This is a genomic window from Nocardiopsis sp. LOL_012 (assembly GCF_048060475.1).
In the GTDB taxonomy this organism is placed as follows: domain Bacteria; phylum Actinomycetota; class Actinomycetes; order Streptosporangiales; family Streptosporangiaceae; genus Nocardiopsis.
Genome location: NZ_JBHMIV010000017.1, coordinates 23,823 through 47,268, shown reverse-complemented (window position 1 = coordinate 47,268; position 23,446 = coordinate 23,823). Strand labels below are relative to the sequence as shown.

20 protein-coding genes are annotated in these 23,446 nt (G+C 70.7%); 14 read left to right on the top strand and 6 right to left on the bottom strand.

The window, feature by feature from the left end:
* Position 1: 1 nt before the first annotated feature.
* From ACFHWE_RS13025 to ACFHWE_RS12970, 12 genes are all read left to right on the top strand, one after another.
* Positions 2 to 1,297 carry an NADH-quinone oxidoreductase subunit D gene (locus ACFHWE_RS13025; protein ID WP_416601535.1) on the top strand — a complete coding sequence of 432 codons (1,296 nt, stop codon included), beginning with the start codon at positions 2 to 4 and terminating at the stop codon, positions 1,295 to 1,297.
* Positions 1,294 to 2,040, top strand: a complete 747-nt coding sequence (gene nuoE / locus ACFHWE_RS13020) for an NADH-quinone oxidoreductase subunit NuoE (protein ID WP_416601534.1) — start codon at positions 1,294 to 1,296, stop codon at positions 2,038 to 2,040. Before ACFHWE_RS13025 ends, nuoE begins: the two co-directional genes overlap by 4 nt.
* On the top strand, positions 2,037 to 3,362 hold the full coding sequence (nuoF, locus tag ACFHWE_RS13015) for an NADH-quinone oxidoreductase subunit NuoF (RefSeq protein WP_416601533.1): 1,326 nt from the start codon (positions 2,037 to 2,039) through the stop codon (positions 3,360 to 3,362). The genes nuoE and nuoF overlap by 4 nt, the downstream gene beginning before the upstream one ends.
* Entirely contained in the window at positions 3,359 to 5,821 is a 2,463-nt protein-coding gene (locus ACFHWE_RS13010) for an NADH-quinone oxidoreductase subunit G (RefSeq protein WP_416601531.1), read from the top strand. Before nuoF ends, ACFHWE_RS13010 begins: the two co-directional genes overlap by 4 nt.
* Positions 5,818 to 7,188 (top strand): NADH-quinone oxidoreductase subunit NuoH, encoded by a 1,371-nt coding sequence (nuoH, locus tag ACFHWE_RS13005; RefSeq protein WP_416601529.1) that lies wholly within the window; start codon positions 5,818 to 5,820, stop codon positions 7,186 to 7,188. Before ACFHWE_RS13010 ends, nuoH begins: the two co-directional genes overlap by 4 nt.
* A complete protein-coding gene (gene nuoI / locus ACFHWE_RS13000; protein WP_028646588.1) occupies positions 7,181 to 7,720 on the top strand; it encodes an NADH-quinone oxidoreductase subunit NuoI in 540 nt (179 codons plus the stop codon). The genes nuoH and nuoI overlap by 8 nt, the downstream gene beginning before the upstream one ends.
* Entirely contained in the window at positions 7,717 to 8,652 is a 936-nt protein-coding gene (locus ACFHWE_RS12995; protein WP_416601527.1) for an NADH-quinone oxidoreductase subunit J, read from the top strand. The genes nuoI and ACFHWE_RS12995 overlap by 4 nt, the downstream gene beginning before the upstream one ends.
* Complete coding sequence (gene nuoK, locus ACFHWE_RS12990) at positions 8,640 to 8,939, top strand: NADH-quinone oxidoreductase subunit NuoK (RefSeq protein WP_416601525.1); 300 nt, start codon at positions 8,640 to 8,642, stop codon at positions 8,937 to 8,939. The genes ACFHWE_RS12995 and nuoK overlap by 13 nt, the downstream gene beginning before the upstream one ends.
* 14 nt (positions 8,940 to 8,953) lie before the next feature.
* Positions 8,954 to 10,897 (top strand): NADH-quinone oxidoreductase subunit L, encoded by a 1,944-nt coding sequence (nuoL, locus tag ACFHWE_RS12985; RefSeq protein ID WP_416601628.1) that lies wholly within the window; start codon positions 8,954 to 8,956, stop codon positions 10,895 to 10,897.
* 3 nt (positions 10,898 to 10,900) lie between these two features.
* Positions 10,901 to 12,436, top strand: a complete 1,536-nt coding sequence (locus ACFHWE_RS12980) for an NADH-quinone oxidoreductase subunit M (RefSeq protein WP_416601523.1) — start codon at positions 10,901 to 10,903, stop codon at positions 12,434 to 12,436.
* Entirely contained in the window at positions 12,433 to 14,097 is a 1,665-nt protein-coding gene (gene nuoN / locus ACFHWE_RS12975) for an NADH-quinone oxidoreductase subunit NuoN (protein WP_416601522.1), read from the top strand. The genes ACFHWE_RS12980 and nuoN overlap by 4 nt, the downstream gene beginning before the upstream one ends.
* Before the next feature lie 140 nt (positions 14,098 to 14,237).
* Positions 14,238 to 15,242 (top strand): polyprenyl synthetase family protein, encoded by a 1,005-nt coding sequence (locus tag ACFHWE_RS12970; protein ID WP_416601521.1) that lies wholly within the window; start codon positions 14,238 to 14,240, stop codon positions 15,240 to 15,242.
* A gap of 71 nt (positions 15,243 to 15,313) precedes the next feature.
* Here the strand turns inward: ACFHWE_RS12970 and ACFHWE_RS12965 are convergent, their stop codons facing one another.
* The 3 genes from ACFHWE_RS12965 to rarD all read right to left on the bottom strand — a co-directional run bounded on the left by ACFHWE_RS12965 (position 15,314) and on the right by rarD (position 18,220).
* Positions 15,314 to 16,198 carry a hypothetical protein gene (locus ACFHWE_RS12965; RefSeq protein WP_416601520.1) on the bottom strand — a complete coding sequence of 295 codons (885 nt, stop codon included), beginning with the start codon at positions 16,196 to 16,198 and terminating at the stop codon, positions 15,314 to 15,316.
* Between the two features lie 205 nt (positions 16,199 to 16,403).
* On the bottom strand, positions 16,404 to 17,186 hold the full coding sequence (locus tag ACFHWE_RS12960; protein WP_416601518.1) for a hypothetical protein: 783 nt from the start codon (positions 17,184 to 17,186) through the stop codon (positions 16,404 to 16,406).
* 119 nt (positions 17,187 to 17,305) lie between these two features.
* A complete protein-coding gene (gene rarD / locus ACFHWE_RS12955; protein ID WP_416601516.1) occupies positions 17,306 to 18,220 on the bottom strand; it encodes an EamA family transporter RarD in 915 nt (304 codons plus the stop codon).
* Between the two features lie 114 nt (positions 18,221 to 18,334).
* On the opposite strand from rarD, the gene msrA reads away from it, so the two are divergent.
* Together msrA and ACFHWE_RS12945 are read left to right on the top strand one after the other, a co-directional pair.
* A complete protein-coding gene (gene msrA, locus ACFHWE_RS12950; RefSeq protein ID WP_416601514.1) occupies positions 18,335 to 19,000 on the top strand; it encodes a peptide-methionine (S)-S-oxide reductase MsrA in 666 nt (221 codons plus the stop codon).
* A 216-nt stretch (positions 19,001 to 19,216) separates the two neighbouring features.
* On the top strand, positions 19,217 to 20,338 hold the full coding sequence (locus ACFHWE_RS12945) for a hypothetical protein (protein ID WP_416601512.1): 1,122 nt from the start codon (positions 19,217 to 19,219) through the stop codon (positions 20,336 to 20,338).
* 70 nt (positions 20,339 to 20,408) lie between these two features.
* Here the strand turns inward: ACFHWE_RS12945 and ACFHWE_RS12940 are convergent, their stop codons facing one another.
* The 3 genes from ACFHWE_RS12940 to ACFHWE_RS12930 form a co-directional block, all read right to left on the bottom strand.
* Positions 20,409 to 21,404: a LuxR C-terminal-related transcriptional regulator gene (locus ACFHWE_RS12940; RefSeq protein ID WP_416601511.1), complete on the bottom strand. Its 996-nt coding sequence runs from the start codon at positions 21,402 to 21,404 to the stop codon at positions 20,409 to 20,411.
* 228 nt (positions 21,405 to 21,632) lie between these two features.
* On the bottom strand, positions 21,633 to 22,112 hold the full coding sequence (locus tag ACFHWE_RS12935) for a hypothetical protein (RefSeq protein WP_416601510.1): 480 nt from the start codon (positions 22,110 to 22,112) through the stop codon (positions 21,633 to 21,635).
* A gap of 5 nt (positions 22,113 to 22,117) precedes the next feature.
* On the bottom strand, positions 22,118 to 23,443 hold the full coding sequence (locus ACFHWE_RS12930) for an MFS transporter (RefSeq protein ID WP_416601509.1): 1,326 nt from the start codon (positions 23,441 to 23,443) through the stop codon (positions 22,118 to 22,120).
* Positions 23,444 to 23,446: the final 3 nt, after the last annotated feature.

Here is a 23,446-nt window from a genome sequence, read left to right as displayed (position 1 = left end):
CATGACCGTCACCGAGGACTACATCGACGCCTCCGGCGGGGACTGGGACGAGGTCATCGAGAAGGCGCAGGCCACGAGCGCCGAACGCCTCGTCGTCAACATGGGGCCCCAGCACCCGTCCACACACGGCGTCCTGCGGCTGATCCTGACCCTGGACGGCGAGACCGTCACCGAGGCCCGGGTCGGCATCGGCTACCTGCACACCGGGATCGAGAAGAACCTGGAGTACCGGACGTGGACGCAGGGCACCACGTTCGTCACCCGGATGGACTACCTGACGCCGCTGTTCAACGAGACGGCGTACTGCTTGTCCGTGGAGAAGCTGCTGGGCATCGACGACCGCATCCCCGAACGGGCCAGCGTCATCCGCGTGATGCTGATGGAGCTCAACCGCATGGCCTCGCACTTCGTCGCGATGGCCACCTTCGGGATGGAGCTCGGCGCGACCACGGTCATGACCAACGGCTTCCGTGAGCGCGAGATGATCCTCGACATCTTCGAGCTCGTCACCGGCCTGCGGATGAACCACGCCTACATCCGCCCCGGCGGCGTGGCCCAGGACCTGCCGCCCGGCACCGTCGGCAAGGTCCGGGAGCTGCTCAAGGAGATGCCCAAACGCATCGCCACCATGCGCAAGCTCCTGGACGAGAACCCCGTCTACCTGGCGCGCACCAAGGACGTGGCCTACCTCAACCTGCCCGGCTGCATGGCCCTGGGCGTGACCGGGCCGCTGCTGCGCGCCTCCGGCCTGGCCTGGGACCTGCGCAAGGCCAAGCCCTACTGCGGGTACGAGGGGTACGAGTTCGACGTTCCGGTCTCCGACGGCGGCGACGTGTACGCGCGCTACCGCGTGCGCATCGCCGAGATGGAGGAGAGCCTGAAGATCGTCGAGCAGTGCCTGGACAAGCTCGCCCCCGGCCCGGTGATGATCGAGGACGCCAAGATCGGGTGGCCCGCCAGGCTGGCGCTGGGCCCCGACGGGATGGGCAACTCCCCGGACCACATCGCACACATCATGAGCGGCTCCATGGAGGCGCTCATCCACCACTTCAAGCTGGTCACCGAGGGCTTCCGGGTGCCCGCGGGCCAAGCGTACGCGGCCGTCGAGAGCGCCAAGGGCGAACTCGGGTGCTACGCGGTCAGCGACGGGGGCACCCGCCCCTACCGCGTGCACTTCCGCGACCCCTCGTTCACGCACCTGCAGGCCGTCGCCGCCATGTGCGAGGGCGGAACCGTGGCGGACGTCGTCGCGGCCGTGGCCAGTATCGACCCGGTGATGGGAGGCGTGGACCGGTGACCGAGCACAACACACCCGGCAGCGGGGAGACCGGACCCGACCGGTTCCCCGACGAGGTGGCCGCGCGTCTGGAACAGGACGCCAAGGAGCTGATCAGCCGCTACCCCAAGGAGCGCTCGGCCCTGCTGCCGCTGCTGCACCTGGTACAGGCCGAGGAGGGGCACGTCAGTCGGGCCGGGATGCGCTTCTGCGCGGACCAGCTCGGCATCACCCTCGCCGAGGTGAACGCGGTGGCCACCTTCTACACCATGTACCGGCGCCGCCCCGGTGGCGACTACCAGGTGGGCGTGTGCACCAACACCCTGTGCGCGGTGATGGGCGGCGACGAGATCTTCTCCGCCCTCAAGGAGCACCTGGACGTGGGCAACAACGAGACGACCGAGGACGGCAAGGTCACGCTGGAGCACGTCGAGTGCAACGCGGCCTGCGACTTCGCGCCCGTCGTGATGGTCAACTGGGAGTTCTTCGACAACCAGACGCCCGAGAGCGCCAAGCGGCTGGTCGACGACCTGCGGCTGGGCAGGGACGTCGCCCCCACCCGCGGCCCCGACAGCCTGTGCACCTGGAAGCAGGCCTCGCGGGTGCTGGCCGGGTTCGAGGACGGCCGCGCCGGCGAGGGCGTCCAGGCGGCCGAGCCGTCCCTGGCCGGGCTGAGGCTCGCCCGTGAACGCGGCTGGACCGCACCCGACCCGGCGCACCTTCCCACTCCCGACACCGCACAGAGCGAGGAGGGGAACCAGTGACCACCCTGACCCCGATCCTGTCCGAGAACTGGGACCGGCCCGACTCCTACACCTACGAGGGCTACCGGGCCACCGGCGGGTACGAGGCCTTGCGCAAGGCGCTGGCCATGGAGCCCGACGCCATCGTCGACGCGGTGAAGCAGTCCGGACTGCGCGGCCGCGGCGGCGCCGGGTTCCCCACCGGGATGAAGTGGGGCTTCCTCCCGGCCGACAACCCCAACCCCCGCTACCTCGTCGTCAACGCCGACGAGTCCGAGCCGGGTACCTGCAAGGACATCCCGCTCATGCTCGCCAACCCGCACGTGCTGGTGGAGGGGGTGGCGATCGCCTCCTACGCGATCAGGTCCAGCCAGGCGTTCATCTACGTGCGCGGCGAGGTCGTCCACGTCATCCGCCGCCTGCGCCGGGCCGTCGCCGAGGCCTATGAGGCCGGACTGCTCGGCAGGAACATCCTGGGCACCGGCTTCGACCTCGACGTCGTCGTGCACGCCGGGGCGGGCGCCTACATCTGCGGCGAGGAGACGGCCCTGCTGGACTCCCTGGAGGGCTACCGGGGCCAGCCCCGCCTCAAGCCGCCCTTCCCCGCGGTCGCCGGGCTCTACGCCTCACCGACCGTGGTGAACAACGTCGAGTCCATCGCCAGCGTCCCGGGCATCGTCGCCAACGGCGCCGAGTGGTTCACGTCCATGGGCACCGAGAAGTCCGCCGGGTTCGGCTTCTTCTCCCTGTCCGGGCACGTCGCGAACCCGGGCCAGTACGAGGCGCCGCTCGGCATCACCCTGCGCGAACTCCTCGACATGGCGGGCGGGATCCGTGCCGGGCACCGGCTCAAGTTCTGGACCCCGGGCGGCTCCTCCACGCCGATCTTCACCGAGGAGCACCTCGACACCCCGCTCGACTTCGAGTCGGTAGGCGCCGCCGGGTCCATGCTCGGCACCCGCGCCCTCCAGATCTTCGACGAGACCACCTGCGTGGTCCGGGCCGTCGGCCGCTGGATCGCCTTCTACGCCCACGAGTCCTGCGGCAAGTGCACGCCCTGCCGCGAGGGCAACTTCTGGATGGTCCAGGTCTTGGACCGCCTGGAGCGCGGCGAGGGCACCGAGGCCGACCTCGACAAGCTCCTGGACATCTGCGACAACCTGCTCGGCCGGTCCTTCTGCGCCCTCGGCGACGGCGCGACCAGCCCGGTCATGTCCTCCATCAAGTACTTCCGACAGGAGTACATCGACCACGTGGAGAAGGGCGGCTGCCCCTTCGACCACTCCAAGGCCACCCTCTGGGGGGACCGGCCGACCCAGAAGGAAAGGGGAGGGAACCAGTGACCGTCACGTCCAACTCCTCCGGTGGGGCGGCCCCGGCCCCGCCACCGGAGGACCTGGTCACCGTCACCATCGACGGGTTCGAGATCCGGGTGCCCAAGGGCACGCTGCTGATCCGGGCCGCCGAACTGCTGGGCATCCAGATCCCGCGGTTCTGCGACCACCCGCTGCTCGACCCCGTCGGGGCCTGCCGCCAGTGCCTGGTGGAGATCCCCGACATGGGCAACGGCCGGGGGATGCCCAAACCGCAGGCCTCCTGCACCATCACCGTCATGGAGGGCATGGTGGTCAAGACCCACCTCACCTCCGAGGTGGCGGAGAAGGCCCAGCGCGGCATCATGGAGTTCCTCCTGATCAACCACCCGCTGGACTGCCCGGTCTGCGACAAGGGCGGCGAGTGCCCCCTCCAGAACCAGGCGATGTCCAACGGGCAGGGCGAGACCCGCTTCGTCGACGTCAAACGCACCTTCCCCAAGCCGATCGCGCTCTCCAGCGAGGTGCTGCTCGACCGCGAGCGCTGCATCCAGTGCGCCCGCTGCACCCGCTTCGCCGCGCAGATCGCCGGGGACCCGCTCATCGAACTCATGGAGCGCGGCGCGCAGGAACAGGTCGGCATCGCCGAGGGGGAGGCCTTCGACTCCTACTTCTCCGGCAACACCGTGCAGATCTGCCCGGTCGGCGCGCTCACTGGTGCCGCCTACCGCTTCCGCTCCCGCCCCTTCGACCTGGTCTCCACACCCAGCGTGTGCGAGCACTGCGCGGGCGGCTGCGCCCAGCGCACCGACCACCGGCGCGGCAAGGTCACCCGTCGCCTCGCCGGGGACGACCCGCAGGTCAACGAGGAGTGGAACTGCGACAAGGGCCGGTGGGCGTTCACCTACGCCACCCAGGCCGACCGGCTCACCCGGCCGCTGGTCCGCGACGAGGACTCCCGGGCCCTGGAGACGGCCTCCTGGCCCGAGGCCGTGGGCCTGGCGGCGCGTGGCCTGGCCGCGGCGCACGGCAGGGTCGGCGTCCTGGTCGGCGGGCGCCTCACCTACGAGGACGCCTACGCCTACGCCAAGTTCGCCCGCCTCGCCCTGGGCACCAACGACGTGGACGCCCGCGCCCGCGCCCACTCCGAGGAGGAGGCCGACTTCCTGGCCGCGCACGTGGCGGGAACCCCCGTCCGGGTGGACTTCACCGCGTTGGAGCAGGCGCCCGCCGTGCTCCTGGCCGGGATCGAGCCCGAGGACGAGTCCCCGAGCATGTTCCTGCGGCTGCGCAAGGGCTACCGCAAGAACGGCACCCGCGTCTTCGCCCTCGCCTCGCACAGCACCCTGGGGCTGGCCAAGACCCACGGCACGCTCGTCCGCTCGCTGCCCGGCGACGAGGCGCGTGTCCTCAACGCCCTGGAGACCGAGAGCCCCGAGGCGGCCGAGCAGATGAACCGCGACGGGGCGGTCCTCGTCGTCGGCGAACGGCTCGCCGCCGTCCCCGGCGCCCTGACCGCCGCCCTGGCCCTGGCCCACCGGACCGGGGCGCGCCTGGTGTGGGTGCCGCGCCGCGCCGGCGAGCGCGGGGCAGTCGACGCCGGGGCGCTGCCCGGACTGCTGCCAGGCGGACGCCCCGTGGCCGACCCCGAGGCACGCGCCGAGGTGGCGCGCGCCTGGAACACGTCCGCGCTGCCGGAACGGCCGGGCCGCGACACCTCCGCGATCATCGCGGCCGCCGCGGCGGGAGAGCTCGACGCCCTGGTCATCGCCGGGGTGGAGCTCGACGACCTGCCCGACCCCGAGGCCGCGCGCGCCGCACTGGCCAGGGTTCCGTTCATCGTCAGCCTCGAACTGCGGGCCAGCGAGGTCACCGACCGCGCCGACGTGGTGCTGCCGGTCGCCGCGGTCGCCGAGAAGTCCGGCACCTTCGTCAACTGGGAGGGACGCCACCGGCCCTTCGGTGACGCGCTCAAGGTGCCCGGCGCCCTGTCCGACCTGCGGGTGCTCTCCGCGGTCGCCGACGCGATGGACGTCCACCTCGGCCTGCCCGACGCCGCCAGCGCCTACCGGGAGCTCCTCGAACTGGGGGCGTGGAGCGGCCAGCGGCACAGGGCACCCGCGGTCCGCCCCGCGCCGGTCGCCGAGCCCGGACCGGGCCAGGCGCTCCTGTCGACCTGGCGCCAACTGCTGGGCACCGGCCGGATGGAGGACGGCGAGCCGTTCCTGGCCGGCACGGCCCGCAGGGCCCGCGCCCACCTGTCCCGCGCCACGGCCGCCGAGATCGGGGTCCCCGACGGCGGGGAGCTTCGCGTCACCGGCACCCGCGGCTCCGTGACCGTGCCCGTCATCGTCACCGACATCGCCGACCGGACCGTGTGGCTGCCCGCCAACGCCGACGGCTGTGACGTGCCGCGCGACCTCGGCGGGCGCGCGGGGGAGACGGTCGTCCTGGCCCCGAACACCACCGACACCGGGAGGCAGTCGTGACCCCCGCCGTCCTCGAACCGCCCGCGGCCCTCCTGGCCTCGGAGGCCCACCTGGAGGCCTTCGGGCAGGACCCGTGGTGGATCACGACCATCAAGGCGCTGGCGATCTTCGTCTTCCTGATGGTGTGCGTGCTGATGATGATCATGGCCGACCGCAAGGTCATGGGCCGGATGCAGCAGCGGCACGGGCCCAACCGCATGGGTCCCTTCGGCCTCCTCCAGTCGCTCTTCGACGGGATCAAGCTCTCCCTCAAGGAGGACCTGATCCCGCGCGGGGTGGACCGGTTCGTCTACATCGCCGCGCCGATGATCGCGGCCGTGCCCGCCTTCATCGCGTTCTCGGTCATCCCGATCGGCCCCGAGGTGAACCTCTTCGGCGTCCTCACCCCGCTCCAGCTCACCGACCTGCCCATCGCCGCCCTCGTGGTCCTGGCCACCGCGGCGCTGGGCGTCTACGGGTTCGTGCTCGGCGGATGGGCCTCGCAGTCGCCCTACGCCCTGCTGGGCGGACTGCGCGCCTCCGCACAGGTGATCAGCTACGAGATCGCCATGGGCCTGTCGTTCGTGGCGGTCTTCATCATGTCCGGCACGCTCACCACCTCCGGGATCGTCGACGCCCAGCGCGGGCTCTGGTTCGCGGTGCTGCTCGCGCCGTCGTTCCTCATCTACCTCGTGACGATGGTCGGGGAGACCAACCGGCTCCCGTTCGACCTCGCCGAGGGCGAGGGCGAGATCGTCGGCGGCTTCATGACCGAGTACGGGTCCATGAAGTTCACGATGTTCTTCCTCGCCGAATACGTGAACATGTGCACCGTCGCGGCGGTGTCCGTCACCCTCTTCCTCGGCGGCTGGCTCGCGCCCCCCGGGGTCACCCTGCTCCTGCCGGGTGCCAACGAGGGCTGGTGGCCCGCCCTGTGGTGGCTGCTCAAGTTCGTCTGCGTCATGTTCCTGTTCATCTGGGCGCGCGGCAGCCTGCCCCGCGTCCGCTACGACCAGTTGATGAAGCTCGGCTGGAAGGTGCTCATCCCCGTCCAGCTCGTCTGGATCACCGCCGTCGCCGTCGTGCGGATGCTCGTCCTGGAGGACGCCTCCCCGGTGGTCGTCGCCGCGGTCGTCGCGGCCTTCACCGCGGCCACCGTCGCGGCGTTCTGGGCCTGGCTGCGCCACGCCCGCAGGGAACGGGCCGAGGCGGCGGCCGAACGCGCGCACAACGCGCGCCGCGCCCACGAGGACGCCGCCTTCGGCGGCTTCCCGGTGCCCCCGAGCACGGCCGCGCACTACGGAAGCAGCGTGCTCGCCGAACCGCCGCGGACGGCCACGGCCGCGGCCGGAAGCAACAAGAAGGGTGAGGAGGTCAACGGTGCTTGAATGGCTCAACCCGGTCAAGGGGTTCGGTGTCACCTTCCACACCATGTTCACGAAGGTGCCCACCGTCGAGTATCCGGAGGTCAAGCGCCCCACGGCGCCGCGCTTCCACGGTCGGCACCAGTTGAACAGGTGGGCCGACGGTCTGGAGAAGTGCATCGGGTGCGAACTGTGCGCCTGGGCCTGCCCGGCCGACGCCATCTACGTCGAGGCTGGTGACAACAGCGAGGACGAGAGGTACTCGCCCGGTGAGCGCTACGGGCGCGTCTACCAGATCAACTACCTGAGGTGCATCCTGTGCGGGCTGTGTGTGGAGGCCTGTCCCACCCGCGCCCTGACCATGACCAATGAGTACGAGCTGGCCGACGACAGCAGGCAGAGCCTGATCTGGACCAAGGAGCAGTTGCTCGCCCCGCTCAAGGAGGAGATGGAGGCGCCGCCGCACCCGATGCGTCTCGGTGAGACCGAGGAAGACTACTACGCCACCGGCCGCGGCCAGCACGGTTCGCAGGAGACGACGGAGGCCACGCGTTGACCTCCCACCTCGTCACCAGCGCACCCGCCCTCTCGGGCCCCGGCGGCTCGGGTGAGGCCGTCGCCTTCTGGATCCTGGGCACCCTGGTCGTCCTCGGCGCCCTGGGCGTGGTTTTCTCCCGCAAGGCCGTGCACTCGGCGATGTCGATGGCCCTGGCCATGGTCGGCCTCGCCGTCTTCTACGGCATCAACGAGGCACCGTTCCTCATGGTCGTCCAGATCGTCGTCTACACCGGCGCCGTCCTGATGCTGTTCCTGTTCGTGCTGATGCTCGTCGGCGTCAGCTCGGCCGACTCCCTCGTGGAGACGCTCAGCGGGCAGCGCCTCCTCACCGCCGTGGTCGCCCTGTGCTTCGTCGGAGCCCTGGCCACCGGCATCGGCCGCATCGTCGTGGACGAACCCGTGGGTATCGCCGCGGGCGCCGCCGCCGCGGGGGGCAGCATCCCGTGGATCGCCAACGAACTGCTGCTGCGCTACGTCGTGGCCTTCGAGGCCACCGGCGCACTGCTCATCACGGCGGTCCTGGGGGCACTGGTCCTGGCGCACACCACACGGACGAAGAAGCGCCGCACCCAGCGGGAGATCTCCGAGGACCGCATCCGCGGCGACCACCCGACACCGCTGCCCGGCCCCGGCACCTACGCCCGGCACAACGCGATCGACATGCCCGCGCTGCTGCCGGACGGCACGGTCGCCACGCTCTCCCTCAACCCCGTGCTCACCGCGCGAGACCCCGAGTTCCAGTCGGGTGTGCCCAGTGAGGTCCGGGCCGGCCGTCCGCCGCTCCCCGGCGGGGCGTCGGACTCTGCCCTGTCCAAGGAGGGCGTGCTGACCCGGTCCGACGGCGACGGAGCCGACCCGGCCGGGGAGGCCGACGGGGACCGCGACCACGACGGCAACGGTCAGGAGGTCGAGTCCACGTGGACCCGATGAACTACATCGTCCTGGCGGCGCTGATCTTCACCATCGGCGCGGTCGGCGTGCTCATCCGGCGCAACGCGATCATCGTCTTCATGTGCGTGGAGCTCATGCTCAACGCCTGCAACCTGGCGTTCGTCTCGTTCGCCCGGCTGCACGGGAACATCGAGGGCCAGGTGATCGCCTTCTTCGTCATGGTGGTCGCCGCCGCCGAAGTGGTCGTCGGGCTGGCGATCATCATGCAGATCTTCCGAACCCGCAGGTCCGCATCGCTCGATGACGCGAACCTGCTCAAGCACTAGAAGGCGACGTGGAAGTGACACCTCACACCAACCTCGCCGCCGAACCCGCGGTGGCGGTCGCGGCCGACGGAGCGGTGCTGTCGAACGCCTGGCTGCTGATCGCCCTCCCGCTGGCTGGGGCGGCGCTCCTGCTGCTGGGCGGCCGACGCACCGACTCCTGGGGCCACTGGCTCGCCACGGCCCTGCCGGTGGCCTCCTTCGCCTGGGCCCTGCTGGTCCTGTTCGAACTCCTCGGCAGGGGCGCCGCGGACCGCGCCGTCGCGGTCCCGGTCTACGAGTGGTTCTCCTCGGGCGGCGTCGCCGCCGGGGTGGACCTGCTGATCGACCCCCTGTCGATCACCTTCGCCCTGCTCATCACCTTCGTCGGATCGCTGATCCACATCTACTCCATCGGCTACATGGCCGAGGACCCGAGGCGGCGGCGGTTCTTCGCCTACCTCAACCTGTTCGTCGCCGCCATGCTCACGCTGGTGCTGGCCGACAACTTCGTGCTGCTCTTCCTCGGCTGGGAGGGCGTCGGCCTGGCGTCCTACCTGCTCATCGGGTTCTGGCAGTACAAGACCTCCGCGGCCGTCGCGGCTAAGAAGGCGTTCCTGATCAACAGGGTGGGCGACATCGGCCTGCTCGTGGCGATCATGATCATGTTCACCACCGTCGGCGCGGTCGGCTTCAGCGACGTGTTCGCCGAGGTCCCCGCGATGAGCGACGGGGTCCTCCTCGCCATCGGCCTCCTCCTGCTCCTGGGGGCGTGCGGAAAGTCCGCGCAGCTCCCGCTCCAGGCGTGGCTCCTGGACGCGATGGAGGGCCCCACCCCGGTGTCGGCCCTCATCCACGCGGCGACCATGGTCACCGCAGGCGTGTACCTGGTGGTGCGCGCCGGACCGATCTTCGAGGGAGCTCCCGCCGCCCAGACCGCCGTCACGGTGGTCGGAGCCGCCACGATGCTGGCGGGCGGCGTCATCGCCTCGGCCAAGGACGACATCAAGAAGTCCCTCGCCGGGTCGACGATGAGCCAGATCGGCATGATGGTCCTGGCCGCCGGGCTCGGCCCGATCGGCTACGTGGCCGCCATCGCCCACCTGGTCACCCACGGCTTCTTCAAGGCCGGACTGTTCCTGGGCGCCGGCTCGGTCATGCACGCCATGAACGACGGTGTGGACATGCGCCGCTACGGCGGACTGCGCAGGGCCATGCCGATCACGTTCGCCACGTTCGGCCTCGGCTACCTCGCCATCATCGGCGTCCCGTTCCTGTCGGGCTGGTGGACCAAGGAGAGCATCATCTCCGCCGCCTTCGACCTCGGCGGCACCACGGGCACCGTGCTCGGCGTCTCGGTCATCGCCGGCGCCGCACTGACCGCGTTCTACATGTCGCGGATGGTCTTCATGACCTTCTTCGGCGAGAAGCGCTGGGACGAGGGCGTGCACCCGCACGAGTCCCCGGCGGTCATGACCGCACCGATGGTCGTGCTGGCGCTCGGCTCGGTGGCCCTGGGCGGCTTCCTCATGTTCGGTGATCGGTTCGCGGGCTTCCTCGCCCCGGCCGTGGCCGCCCAGCCGCACCACTTCGACGTGGCGCACGCCTTCACCAGCCCCTACGGGATCGCGGCGCTGGCCGTGCTGGTCCTCGGCGTGGTCGCGGCCTGGCTGGTGTACCTGCGCAGGCCGGTCGCCCGCGTGGCCCCGGCGGGCAACCTCGTCACGGTCGCCGCCGCGAGGGAGCTCTACGGCAACGAGATCAACGAGGAACTGCTCATGAAGCCCGGACAGGTCCTCACCAAGGCCCTGGTCAAGGTGGAGGACAAGGTCATCGACGGCGTGGTCGAGGGGCTCGGCATGGGTGTGCGCGACTCCTCGCGGGGGCTCGGCCGGTCCCAGACCGGGTTCGCCCGCACCTACGCGCTCACGATGCTCTTCGGCGCCGTGATCGTCGCCGCGACGCTGGTTGTGAGGTTCTAGACCATGATCCCCTGGCTCACACTCGCCATCGCCCTGCCGGCGGTCGGCGCACTCGTCCTGTGGGCGCTCCCGCGCGCCTCGGCCGAGACCGCCAAGCGCACCGCGCTGGGCTTCTCCCTGGCCACACTGCTCGTGGTCGCGGCAATGGCGCTGTCGTTCGACGTCTCGGCCGCGGGACGGCTCCAGTTCGAGGAGGTCCACCCCTGGATCCCCTACTTCGGGGTCAACTACGCGGTGGGCGTCGACGGGATCGCGCTGGCGCTGATCCTGATGTCGGTCGTCCTGGTCCCGCTGGTCGTCCTGGCCGGCTGGAACGAGCACGACGACCGGCCCGACGGCGGGCGCGGCTACCTGGCGCTCGTCCTCCTCCTGGAAGCGATGATGGTCGGCGTCTTCGCCGCCACCGACGTCTTCCTGTTCTACGTGTTCTTCGAGGCCATGCTGATCCCGGTCTACTTCATGATCGGGCGGTACGGGCGCGGGGACGGCCGCGCCCGCGCGGCCGTGAAGTTCCTGCTGTACAGCCTCGCGGGCGGCCTGGTCATGCTGGTCGCCGTGATCGGGGTGTACGTCTACGGCGGCACGTTCCTCTGGTCCGACCTGGTCGGGGAGGGCGGCGCGCTGAGCGCGCTGTCACCGGAGACCGCGCGGTGGCTGTTCCTCGGCTTCTTCATCGCCTTCGCGATCAAGGCGCCGATGTGGCCCGTGCACACCTGGCTGCCGTCGGCCGCCGGAGCCTCCCGGCCCGGCACCGCCGTCCTGCTCGTCGGCGTGCTGGACAAGGTCGGCACCTACGGGATGCTCCGCTACTGCATGGAGCTGTTCCCGGGCGCCGTCTCCTGGTTCGTGTGGCCCGTGGTGGGGCTCAGCCTGGTGAGCATCGTCTACGGCGCGGTCCTGGCCATCGGCCAGACCGACATGATGCGCCTGGTCGCCTACACCTCGGTGTCCCACTTCGGGTTCATCACCCTGGGCATCTTCGCCCTGACCCCCTCGGGCCAGGCCGGGGCCGCCCTGTACATGGTCAACCACGGGCTGGCCACCGGGGCGCTGTTCCTCATCGTGGGCTTCCTCATCGCCCGCCGGGGCACGGCGCTCATAGCCGACTACGGCGGCGTCCAGAAGATCGCCCCGAAGCTCGCCGGGACCTTCCTGGTCGTCGGCCTGGCCGGGCTCGCGCTGCCCGGACTGGCACCGTTCGTCAGCGAGTTCCTGGTGTTCGTCGGCGTGTACGAGTTCAACGCGGTCCCGGCGGTCCTGGCCACGGCCGGTGTCGTCCTGGCCGCCCTCTACATCCTGTGGATGTACCAGCGCACCATGACCGGACCGCTGCCCGACAAGCTGTCCGGGCTGCGTGACCTCTCCGGGCGCGAGGCCTGGGCGGTCGGCCCGCTGGTCGTCCTGATCATCGCGTTCGGCCTCTACCCGCAGCCGGTCCTGGACGTGATCAACCCCGCAGTGGAACGCACGGCCGAAGAGAACGCCTCCGAGGCCGCCGCCGTCGCCGACGGCGGTGCAGAGGAAGGAGACGAGGAGTGATCCCCCTCATCCCCGCCGAGGCCGTGGAGCCGGAGCTTCCCGGACTCACCGAGGCGGCACCGGCACTGGACTGGTGGCTGCTCGCGCCGCTGCTGACGGTGTTCGCGGCCGGTGTGCTCGCCGTGCTGTTCGAGGCGTTCGTGCCCGCACGGCGCCGACGCGGCCTCCAGATCGCCCTGGCCGCGCTCGCCCTGCTCGCCGTGTTCGGTCTGGTCCTGGCCCAGATGGCCACCCTCCCCGAGGAGGGGGCTCTGCTCGCCGCCGGGGTGCTGGCCGTGGACCGCACGGTGCTCTTCTTCCAGGGAACCGTGGCGGTCCTGGCCCTGGTCAGCCTCATGCTGATCGCCGAGCGCCGCGACGGCCGCGACGCCTTCGCCGCGCAGGCGGCCACGGTGCCCGGCAGCGAGGAGGAGCGCGCGCACATCATGGCGGGCTCCCAGCACACCGAGGTGTACCCGCTGGTGCTGTTCGCGGTCCTGGGAATGCTCATGTTCCCCGCCTCGAACGACTTCCTCACCATGTTCATCGCCCTGGAGGTGATGAGCCTGCCGCTGTACCTGATGTGCGGTCTGGCCCGTCGCCGCCGCCTCTTCTCACAGGAGGCCGCGGTCAAGTACTTCCTGCTGGGCGCGTTCGCCTCGGCGTTCTTCCTGTTCGGCATCGCCATGGTCTACGGCTACGCGGGATCGGTGGACTTCGCCGACATCCGCGCGGCCGTGGAGAGCGGCGGCGCCGCCGTCTTCGCCGGAGGGGAGGGGGAACCGCTGCTGGTCATGGGGATCGGGCTGGTCGGTGTCGGACTGCTGTTCAAGGTCGGCGCGGTGCCGTTCCACAACTGGAAGCCCGACGTGTACCAGGGCGCGCCCACGCCCATCACCGCGCTCATGGCCTCCTGCACGCTGGTCGCCGCCTTCGGTGCGCTGCTCCGAGTGTTCTTCGTCCCCTTCGGCGGGTCCGTGCAGGTGTGGGAGCCGATGCTGTGGACCGTGGCGATCCTCACGATGGTGGTCGCCGCGGTCATCGCCGTCACCCAGCGCGACGTCAAGCGGCTGCTGGCCTACTCGTCGGTGGTGCACGCCGGGTTCATCCTCACGGCCGTGGTCGCCAACAGCGTCGAGGGGCTCGCGGGCGCCATGTTCTACCTGGCGGCCTACGGGTTCACGACCCTGGGCGCGTTCGCCGTGGTCACCCTGGTGCGCACCAAGGACGGCGGGCAGGAGGTCGGCGACCTCGACCAGTGGGCCGGGCTGGGACGGCGCTCCCCGCTCCTGGCGGGATCCCTGGGCCTGTTCCTGCTCGCCTTCGCCGGGATCCCGCTCACCAGCGGGTTCATCGGCAAGTTCGCCGTGTTCGAGGCGGCCGTCGCCGGAGGCGCCACACCGCTCGTGGTCGTGGGCGTGCTCAGCAGCGCGGTCACCGCCTTCTTCTACGTCCGGATCATCGTCGTGATGTTCTTCCGGGATCCGGAGGGCGAGGGTCCGACGGTGGCTCCGGCGGGCGTCCTCACCGGTGGGGTGATCGCCCTCGGCGTGGCCGCCACCCTGGTGCTGGGCGTGTTCCCGCAGGCCTTCCTGGACCGCCTGCTGCCCGGGTCCGAGCCCGGGGCCGAACCCGTCTCGGTCACGGTGCACCAGGTCACAGCGGCTTCGGGAGAAGGATGACCGTCGAACGGGGGATGGCTTTGGATGAGCAATCCGGGTCGGATACCGTGGCAAGTCGAATCATGTTCATGTGCTGAGCGCGAGGTGGGCCCCCTCCCCGGGGCGCCCACCCGCGCCCGTTCAACAGGTGGAGCCTTACGGTGAGCGGTGCTGTCCCGAGCGGTTTTCTCGCTCTGCCGAGAGTCGATCCGACACTCGCCCGGGAGGTCCAGGAGAACCTCGACAGGGTCGAGGCGCTCCTGCGGTCGACCGTGGAGTCCAGCAACCCCATGCTGACGGAGGCGGCGTCCCACCTGATCACGGCGGGCGGCAAGCGGTTCCGCGCCATGCTGGTGCTGCTCGCAGCCCAGTTCGGCGATCCCCGAGCGCCCGACCTCATCCCCGCCGCGTCCGTGGTCGAACTCACCCACATGGCGACGCTGTACCACGACGACGTCATGGACGAGGCGGAACTGCGGCGGGGCAGCCCCAGCGCCAACCAGCGGTGGGGCAACAGCGTCGCCATCCTCACCGGGGACTACGTGTTCGCGAAGGCCTCCGAACTGCTCGCCGACCTGGGTCCCGACGCGGTCCGGTTGCAGGCGGCCACGTTCGCCCGGCTGGTCCAGGGGCAGATCCTGGAGACCTCCGGACCGGCGCAGGGCGTCGACCCGCTGGAGCACTACCTCCAGGTCATCAGTGACAAGACCGCCTCGCTCATCGCGTCCTCGGCCCAGTTCGGCGGAATGTTCGGCAAGGTGGACCCCCAGACCGTGGCCACGCTCACCCGGGCATGCGACGCCCTGGGAATGGCCTTCCAGATCTCCGACGACCTGCTGGACGTGGCCAGCGAGACCTCCGACTCCGGCAAGACGCCCGGTACCGACCTGCGCGAGGGCGTGCTCACCCTGCCGATGTTCCACGCGCTGCGCTCCACCGCGCCCGAGGACGAGCGGCTCCGCTCGCTCCTGGGCCGCCCCCTGGACGATGAGGAGGCCGAGGAGGCACTGGTGCTCCTGCGCAAGCACTCCGCGATGGCCGAGGCGGAGGCGACACTGGACAACTGGGCCGACCTGGCCCGCGCCGAACTGGCCACACTGCCCCACGGGGCGGCGCGCGGCGCCTTCGAGACCCTGTGCGACTACGTGGTGCGCCGCAGCGGCTGACCAGAGCGAACACGGGCGACGTCCCCGGCGCCCGGGCAGGGCGGCGGGGACGCCGTGTCTCAGGGAGCCGGTCAGCTCACGGCGGGCAGGGCCGTGGAGCCGGGCAGCGGGTTGAGGAAGGTCGGGTGGCTCGTGAGCCCCTCGGCCCCGGACCCCGCGGTGCCCCGCGGGGTGCCGCCCTCGATGGAGACCGGGTCGCTGAGGTCGAGTTCGCTCAGCAGGTCGCCCTCGGCCACCCGAGCCCCCAGCGCCTCGACCGTGCCGGTGTCCAGGCCCTCGGCGATCCGGGGCAGGCCCAGCCCCGTCGCGTCGGACACCTGCGAGGTCAGGTCGCCGATGCCGGTCTCGCCCGTGAGGTCGGCAAGCGCGGGGGCGGGGGCGCTCTGGTGGACGGTGCCCGCTTCGGGGAGCAGGCCGGAGGGCGCGGGCAGGACGTCCCTCTTCAGGCCGTCCACCTCGCCCACGGTGCTCGGCAGGCTCCGGGACGCGGAGTCCTCCAGGCCCGCGCCGGCGCCCCGGAGCGTGCCCTCGACGACGGTCCCAGTGTCCGTGGCGGCCCCCGCCAGGGCGTCGCCCGCCGCGTGACCCACGGTGTCCGAGGTGTCGCCGTCCAGCCCGGTGCCGTCCTGGACGGCGGCGACGGTGTCGGCGAGGGCGGGTGACCCCACGCCCTCACCGGCCCGCAGGGGAGCGGACAGGTCCGGGGCGGGCTTGTCCTGCTCCCGGGCGGTCCTCTGGAGCTCCTGGAGTGCGGTGTCGGCTGCGGGGACGAACCCGCCCGGGGCCACGGTCCCCATCGCCGGGGCGATGGTCTCCGACAGGATCCGGCCCGCGGCCGGGCCGAGGCCGCTGGTGCCGGGTTCGGCGAGGGAGACACCGGCCCCCAGGGAGATGAACCCGGCGGTGGCGGCGGCGAGGACGAGGGTGCGGGCGCAGGTCCGCGTGGTCTGGGCCATGGTCGTGCCTTTCAGGGTCGGTTCGTGGAACACGGGTGGCCGCGTGCGTGTGCGGGCGCGTGCGTGCCGGGCCGGAGGAGTGGTGGACCACCGGCTGACCTGAGTCACGTGAGCGAGCGCACGGAACTCAGGTCAGCCCCCAGTGGCGGCGCTGAAGGGCACGGTGCCGGGCGGGACTGGGAACGGTCCGAAAGGGGGACCGGTCCTAGTCGGGGGAGACCGTGGGGTCCTCGGTGGGGCCGCCGGGCACGGTGCGTGGAAGGCGCCCGTAGGCGCGGACGGGCGCTGCGGCGGGAGCGGCCAGGTGTGTGGAGGTGAGGTACCCGGCGACGCCCGGTGCGGACACCGACCCCGGTGCGCCGGTGGCGGCGGGGCCGCTCTCGGGCTCGGGCGCGGGCACCGGTCCGGGGTCGGCGGCGGTCGCTGTGGTCCGGCCGGTGTCCGGAGCGGGAAGGTGCGCCGGGACCTGTGCGGTGGCGGGTGCGTCCGGCGGCGGTGCGGTGCGTGCCGTGGCCGGGGGCTCGGTCGGCGATGCGGGGCCGGTGTCCGGGGCGGTGCGCTCCTCGCCGCGCGGGACCGGCGCGTGGACGGTCCCCGGAGCCGAAACGGGGGACAGGGCGGTGGCGAGCGCGGCCACGGAGCCTCCGGGAGGGGTGTCGTCGATCCCCTGGACGACGTGCCGCGCCCCGTCGCCGACCGTGCCGAGCGCCTCCGCCGTCGAGGGGAGCACGGTGGCGGTCCGTGTCGCCGATCCCTCCAGGCCCGCGTGGACGGTGCCCAGGACGGCGGTGACCGGGGAGGTCACCCCGGTGGGCACGGCCGCAGTCAGGGGCTTGGCGCCGTCGGGGCCGTCGGCGTGTGCCGGGGCCGCCGTCAGAACCCAGAGGAGGACCAGAAGGGCCCCGGACAGCAGCCACACGCCGAGGAGGGCCGGGGCGATGCCGGGCGCGGTCGAGGCGGCGCGTGCCGCTCGGCCGGTGCCAGGCATGGTCGAACCCTCCGCGACGTGTGGATGTGTGTTCCGAGCGGGGGACCCCCACTCCGGGCTTAAAGTTATCACAGTGCTACGGAGTGTGGTTTCGTTCTCGCGGATCGGGGAACCGGATCTCAGGCCGCCGAGGCCTCCCGCCTCCGTGTGGCCGACCTCTGCCGGGAGGCGCGCAGTTGGTCGTAGGCGAACACGGCCACCGCCAGCCACACGATCGCGAACCCGAGCCACCGGCTCGGCGGCATCTCCTCGCCCTGGAGCAGCCAGCCGATGAAGAACATCATCGTGGGGACGATGTACTGGAGCATGCCGATGACGTTCAGCGGCACCCTCTGGGTGGCCATGCCGAACAGCAGCAGCGGAAGCGCGGTCACGAAGCCGCCGCCGACGAGCAGCGCCGTGTGGGCGGGGGAGACGGAGAGGGCGGTGCCCGAACCGGTCGCCTCCAGGTAGAGGACGAAGCCCAGCGCGGGCAGGAACATGACCATGGTCTCGACGGTGAGGCTCTGCGCGCCGTCGAGGTCGACGTACTTCTTGATCGCCCCGTAGGCCGCGAACGAGGAAGCCATCAGCAGGGAGAGCCACGGCGCGGAGCCGTAGGCGAGGGTCATGACCACGATCGCCAGGGTCCCCAGGCCGACCGCCGCCCACTGCAGGCGGCGCAGCCGCTCGGAGAAGAACACCACGCCCAGGCACACCGACATCAGCGGGTTGATGAAGTAGGCGAGCGAGGCCTGGAGCGTCTCCGTGATGGAGACCGAGTAGATGAAGCCCCACCAGTTGACGGAGATGGCGACCGCGGCCGCCGCGACCGGCAGGAAGCGCCGCGGGCTGCGCAGGACGCCGGGGAGCCAGGACCAGCCCCGGCGGGAGGCGAACAGGAAGAGGGACATCGCGAGGAGGGACCACACCATGCGGTGGGCGAGTACCTCGCTGGGTTCGGAGGCGGACAGGAAGGGCCAGTACAGGGCGGCGAAGCCCCAGAGGAGGAAGGCGCTTGCCCCGAGGAGGACGCCGTGGTTGGATTCGCGCACGGCTTCGATCGTAGGATGAATCCTCCGGCGTGTCTGCCCGTTTTGTGGCGGAACGCCGTCCACGGGCCCCGAAGAGCCCGTGTGCGGCGCGGGCTTTCCGATTACGCTGGACACATGTTCGGTATCAGGACCACCATGGTCGATCCAGCACGCGCCCTGCCCGGCCGGGACGCCCCGATGCCCGTACCCGCGGCGCACACCGTCCTTGGAACACCGCTCACCCCGCCCTACCCCGAGGGGACACAGGTCCTCGACGTGGGCATGGGCTGCTTCTGGGGCGCCGAGCGCACGTTCTGGCGGCTGGGCGCCGAGCACGGCATCGTCACCACCGCCGTGGGCTACGCCGGCGGCTACACGCCCAACCCCACCTACGAGGAGGTCTGCTCCGGCCTGACCGGCCACACCGAGGCGGTGCGCGTGGTCTTCGACCCGGAGCGGATCACCTACGCCGAACTGCTCAAGGTCTTCTGGGAGGGGCACGACCCCACCCAGGGGATGCGCCAGGGCAACGACGTGGGCACGCAGTACCGCTCCGCCGTCTACCACCACGACGACGCCCAGCGAGCCGCCGCCGAGGCCACCCGGGACGCCTTCCAACCGGTGCTCACCCGGGCCGGGTACGGGCCTATCACCACCGAGATCGCCCCGCTGCGGGAGTTCTACTTCGCCGAGGGCTACCACCAGCAGTACCTGTCCGACGCCAAGAACCCGGGCGGCTACTGCGGCATCGGCGGCACCGGCGCCAGCTGCCCGATCGGTGTCGCGGGTACCGGCGGCTGACGTTCAGGGAGGCCGGTGGTGGCGGGTTCCGTCCGCCACCGCCGCGCTACTCGGCGGGCAGGTAGTCCCGGCGCACGGCGTTGACGCCAGCCTGGAACCGGCTCCTCGCGGACAGGCGCACTGGGAGCGGATCAGGCGGCGGCGTACACGGAAAAGCCCCGGGCGCTTGCAGCAGAGGCGACACCGGGGCGTTCACCGCAACGATACCCTCACCGTATGGCCCCTGTCGATGACGCAGTCAACATCGTCTGGAACCGACTGTCGGAGCCTCGTATGGCTCCCTATCTGCGAAAGACCGGTGGGGACAGACGCGATGCCCTCGCGGTGTACGAGTGGAGTGCACGGACCGCGGCCGCGGCTTTCGAGGACGTCGGGCATCTTGAGGTGCTATTGCGCAATGCCCTCGACGAATGCCTGCGTGAGCATGTTCGCGAGAGTGAGTGTGGGATCCCCTGGTTTCTCCTTCCTACCCCTGGTGGGGAGCATGTGGCTGAGGCCGTCCAGGTTGTACGGGAGCGTCTTCGGAAACAGAAACAGGAATCCCGGGATCAGATCGTCGCGGGGCTGACCTTTGGTTTCTGGTCGGGCCTCCTCGGCACGCGGTACGAGGAACTCTGGCGGGAGTGCTTGTACAGGGCCTTTCCCAACGCATCGGGTCGGCGTAAAGAGGTGTCGGTCGAACTGGACGGTGTCCGAAAGTTCAGGAACCGCTTGGCCCACCACGACTCCATGCTCAGCGTTGACGTCCCTTTCGAGGCCCGGCGAATCTTCACACTGGCCCGCTACATCGACCACGATGTAGCGGACTGGCTGGAGCAAAGGAGCCGTGTGCTCAAGGTCTACGGTGAACGGCCGGTCGACATCGAGGACACGGTGGTCGTCGCCGCCCGGAACGCCTGGCCGCTCTATGAGTACTGCCGTGCCTATGTCTGTCAGGCGGGGCGTACGTTCCGTCAGGTCGAACGCGTTGCCTTCTATACCGACCGTGAGATCAAGCCCGACGTTCCGAAGGTCGTCCACCGACGCGACCATGTTGAGTGGACACCTGAGAACGCGGCGCATCTCCGCGCCTCACCGGACCGCAATGACCGGAAGATCGCCGAAGTGATCGAGAAGTCCCGCGCGGAGGGCTGGACGGAGGGGCGTTACCAGGTCTTCCTCCTCTCCCATGGCCGAGACCCCGATCACCGACGCCTGGCTGCGTGTCTTCCGCATGATGGAGCGGGTCGGGGGGCGGGGTACACGCAGCGGCAGCGCTACACGTCCCTCCATTCGCTGGAGACGGCGACCACGACAAGAGACCTGCTCGGCTCGCCACCTGAGGGAGTGAGCGATTGATTCCGTTCCCCGGAAGAGTCATCGCGCCTTGAGGCGGTTCGTGTGCGGTCCCGCTGCCGTGCCCGCCGCGCTACTCGGCGGGCAGGTAGTCCCGGCGCACGGCGTTGACGCCCGCCTGGAACCGGCTCCTCGCGGACAGGCGCACCATGATCTCCGACGCGAAGCGCCGGGCCGTGCGCTGGGAGACGCCCAGCCGCCGGGCGATCACCTCGTCGGTGTGCCCCTGGGCGAGCAGTCTGAGGGCCTCGCTCTGCTGCGGGGTCATCTCCTCACCGGGGTCCTTGCTCGGTGCGGCGGCCAGCTCCCGGGCACTGCGCCACACCTCCTCGAACAGGGTGCACAGCGCGGTCACCACACCGGGTGCCCTGATCACCGCCGCGCCCTTGGCCGTGTCCTCGTCGTCGATCGCGACCATCGCGACCGCCCGGTCGCAGATGACCATGCGGGTCGGCAGTGACGGCACCGTGCGGACCCGTGCGCCCAGGTCCACCAGGTTCCTGGCGTGCGTGGCGCTGTCCGGATCGTTGGTGAGGCTGTCCAGGTACACGGTCCGCATCCGTACGCCCCGGTCCAGGAGCCTGCGGTTGAGCGGCTGCGAGGACTTCATGTTCTCCGGTGTCTGGGAACCGCCGGGGGCGAAGGTCCAGAACTCCTCCCGCACCTGTTCGTTGAGCAGGTGGAGGGTGTCCCGGATCCGGTCCAGCCCCCGGATCACGGACAGTTCCTCGCTCTCGGGGGCGGCACCGAAGTTCTCGCTGAAGTCACCGATCAACTGTGCCGCCGCGGCCCGGCTCTCCTCCAGCCGCTGCTGTTGCCGGGCCAGGTCCGCCTGCTGGTGGGCGAGGAGGATCTGTGTGCCCAAGTGGGGATCGATCGCGTGCAGAAGTCCGCCGGAACTGGTGGAGGAGCGCACCATCGCCAGTTCACTGAGAACGTCCAGGCCCTCTCGGACCTTTCCCTCGGAAAGGTCCAGGCCGGCGGCCAGTTCCGAGACCCCTTCCTCCGGGTGGAACAGCATGCGCCGATAGACGGATTCGGCGACAGGATCGATGCCCAGGTCATCCATGCCCCTCTCACCCCCGGGTGGAGTAATGTTCTCTTTCTTCTTTTTTGGGGCCATATACTTATATCACGTGGTCGCCAATCTGCCGAGACCCTGGGGTTCTGATCGATGAAATCCCTGTTCAAAGGTGTTTCCGGGTGGGGCAGAGGCTTTTAACCTGCGATTTTCCGACTCCGTCGGAGGGTGTGGTCCGCATTCCGGAAGAATGGATGGACGATGAATCCGTGCCCCTTACCCGAAACGCGTCGTACGGTGGTGCAGGTGGCGCGCCCACAACAGCCCGTGGACCCCGATGACGGCCAGCGGGGCCGCGAGAAGGAGCAGGGACAGGATCCACTCGCGGGACCCGTCCGGACCGTAGACGCGGTTGTCCGCGCCCACGTCCACCGCCGCGATCCGTTCCCCCTCCACGCAGGTGTCCCGACCGGCGGCGTGCAGGTACACCCCGCGCGTCTCCCCGCCGTCGCCGGGGGCGAAACGGCCGTTGCAGGTGCACGACTCGTGCCCCGGGTGCTGGATACAGGACAGGCTCACCGCGGTGAACGTCCCGGGGGCGCCCTCGCCGCGCGCCGCCCTCAGGTTCTGGTCGAGTCCGGAGAAGCCGATGTAGGCCACGGCCGTCGCCATGAACAGCAGCACTAGGGCGAACGACAGGGAGGGTGCCTTGCGGGAGCCGCGCTTGGTGGCGCTCACGCTGGTGGTCTCGGCCATGGCGCTCACGCCTCCGCCGGCTCGGAGGGGGCGTCGCTCCGCTCCGTACGGTCGTCGGCGGAGCCCTCCCCCGTGCGGCCGACCCGGAACGCGGCCACCGCGGCGACCCCGCACAGCGCGGCGGCCAGCAGCCACACGGGCCCGTAGTCGCCGGTCGCGTCGCGGGTGAAGCCGCCGAAGGCCGCCATGGCCCCCGCTCCCACCTGGTGGACGGCGTTGACCCAGCCGAACACGATCGCGCCGTCCGCGCCGAAGACCCGGCGGCACAGCAGGATGGTCGGGGGCACCGTCGCGACGTCGAGCAGGCCGAACACCACGACCCAGGAGACGATGGCCGGCCCGGCGTCCGGGCCCAGCAGCGCGGGCAGGGCGGCCAGCAGCAGTCCCCGGCCCGCGTAGTAGCCCACCAGCAGCAGGCGCGGATCGAACCGGTCGGTGAGCCACCCCGACAGCACCGTCCCCACCAGGGCGAACACGCCGATCATCGACACCAGGGAGGCGGCCGCGGTGACGGCCATCCCCTCGTCCTGGGCGGCGGGAACGAAGTGGGTCCACATGATCCCGTTGGTGGTCGCGCCGCACACGGCGAACGCCCCCGCAAGCAGCCAGAACCCGCGGCTGCGCACGGAGCGGTACAGCACCCCGACCGTCCGCCGGGCCGCGCCCTCGTCCGTCCTCGGCTTCTCCACGAAGGCCGTCGCGCCGTAGGGGCGCTGCCCCACGTCGGCGGGGTGGTCGCGCAGGATCAGGGCGATGAGGACGATCATCGTGCCCGCGGTCAGGGACAGGGTCACCAGGGCCGGGCGCCACCCCTGGTGGTCGACGATCCACGCCAGGGCGGGCAGGAAGACCAGCTGTCCGAAGGCACTCGAACCGGTCAGGGCCCCGATCACCAGTCCCCGGCGCTTCACGAACCAGTGGCCGGCGATGGTCGCGGCGAAGGTCATGGACAGCGACCCGGTGCCCGCACCGATGAGCACGCCCCAGTACAGGGTCAGTTGCCACACCTCGGTCATCACCGTGGTCAGCAGGGCGCCGACGACGATGGTGGACAGGGCCACCAGGGCGATCCGGCGGATGCCGAACCGGTCCATCAGGGCGGCGGCGAACGGGGCGATGACCCCGTAGAGGATCATGTTGACCGACGCGGCGACACTGATGGAACCGCGCGACCACTGGTACTCGGTGTGCAGGGGGTCGATGAGGATCCCGGGCATCGCGGCGAAGGCCGCCGCGGCCACGATGGTCAGGCAGGCGATCAGGGCGATCGCCCACGCCCGGTGGAACAGTACGGGTGTCGGCCTGTGCTGTGAGGCGGTCTCGCGTGTCATGGA

Coding starts and splice junctions, on each gene's coding strand:
- ACFHWE_RS13025 (WP_416601535.1), top strand. CDS start 2: ATGACCGTCACCGAGGACTACATCGACGCCTCCGGCGGGGACTGGGAC.
- ACFHWE_RS12980 (WP_416601523.1), top strand. CDS start 10,901: ATGATCCCCTGGCTCACACTCGCCATCGCCCTGCCGGCGGTCGGCGCA.
- ACFHWE_RS12965 (WP_416601520.1), bottom strand. CDS start 16,198: ATGGCCCAGACCACGCGGACCTGCGCCCGCACCCTCGTCCTCGCCGCC.
- ACFHWE_RS12960 (WP_416601518.1), bottom strand. CDS start 17,186: ATGCCTGGCACCGGCCGAGCGGCACGCGCCGCCTCGACCGCGCCCGGC.
- msrA (WP_416601514.1), top strand. CDS start 18,335: ATGTTCGGTATCAGGACCACCATGGTCGATCCAGCACGCGCCCTGCCC.
- ACFHWE_RS12945 (WP_416601512.1), top strand. CDS start 19,217: ATGGCCCCTGTCGATGACGCAGTCAACATCGTCTGGAACCGACTGTCG.
- ACFHWE_RS12940 (WP_416601511.1), bottom strand. CDS start 21,404: ATGGATGACCTGGGCATCGATCCTGTCGCCGAATCCGTCTATCGGCGC.
- ACFHWE_RS12935 (WP_416601510.1), bottom strand. CDS start 22,112: ATGGCCGAGACCACCAGCGTGAGCGCCACCAAGCGCGGCTCCCGCAAG.
- ACFHWE_RS12930 (WP_416601509.1), bottom strand. CDS start 23,443: ATGACACGCGAGACCGCCTCACAGCACAGGCCGACACCCGTACTGTTC.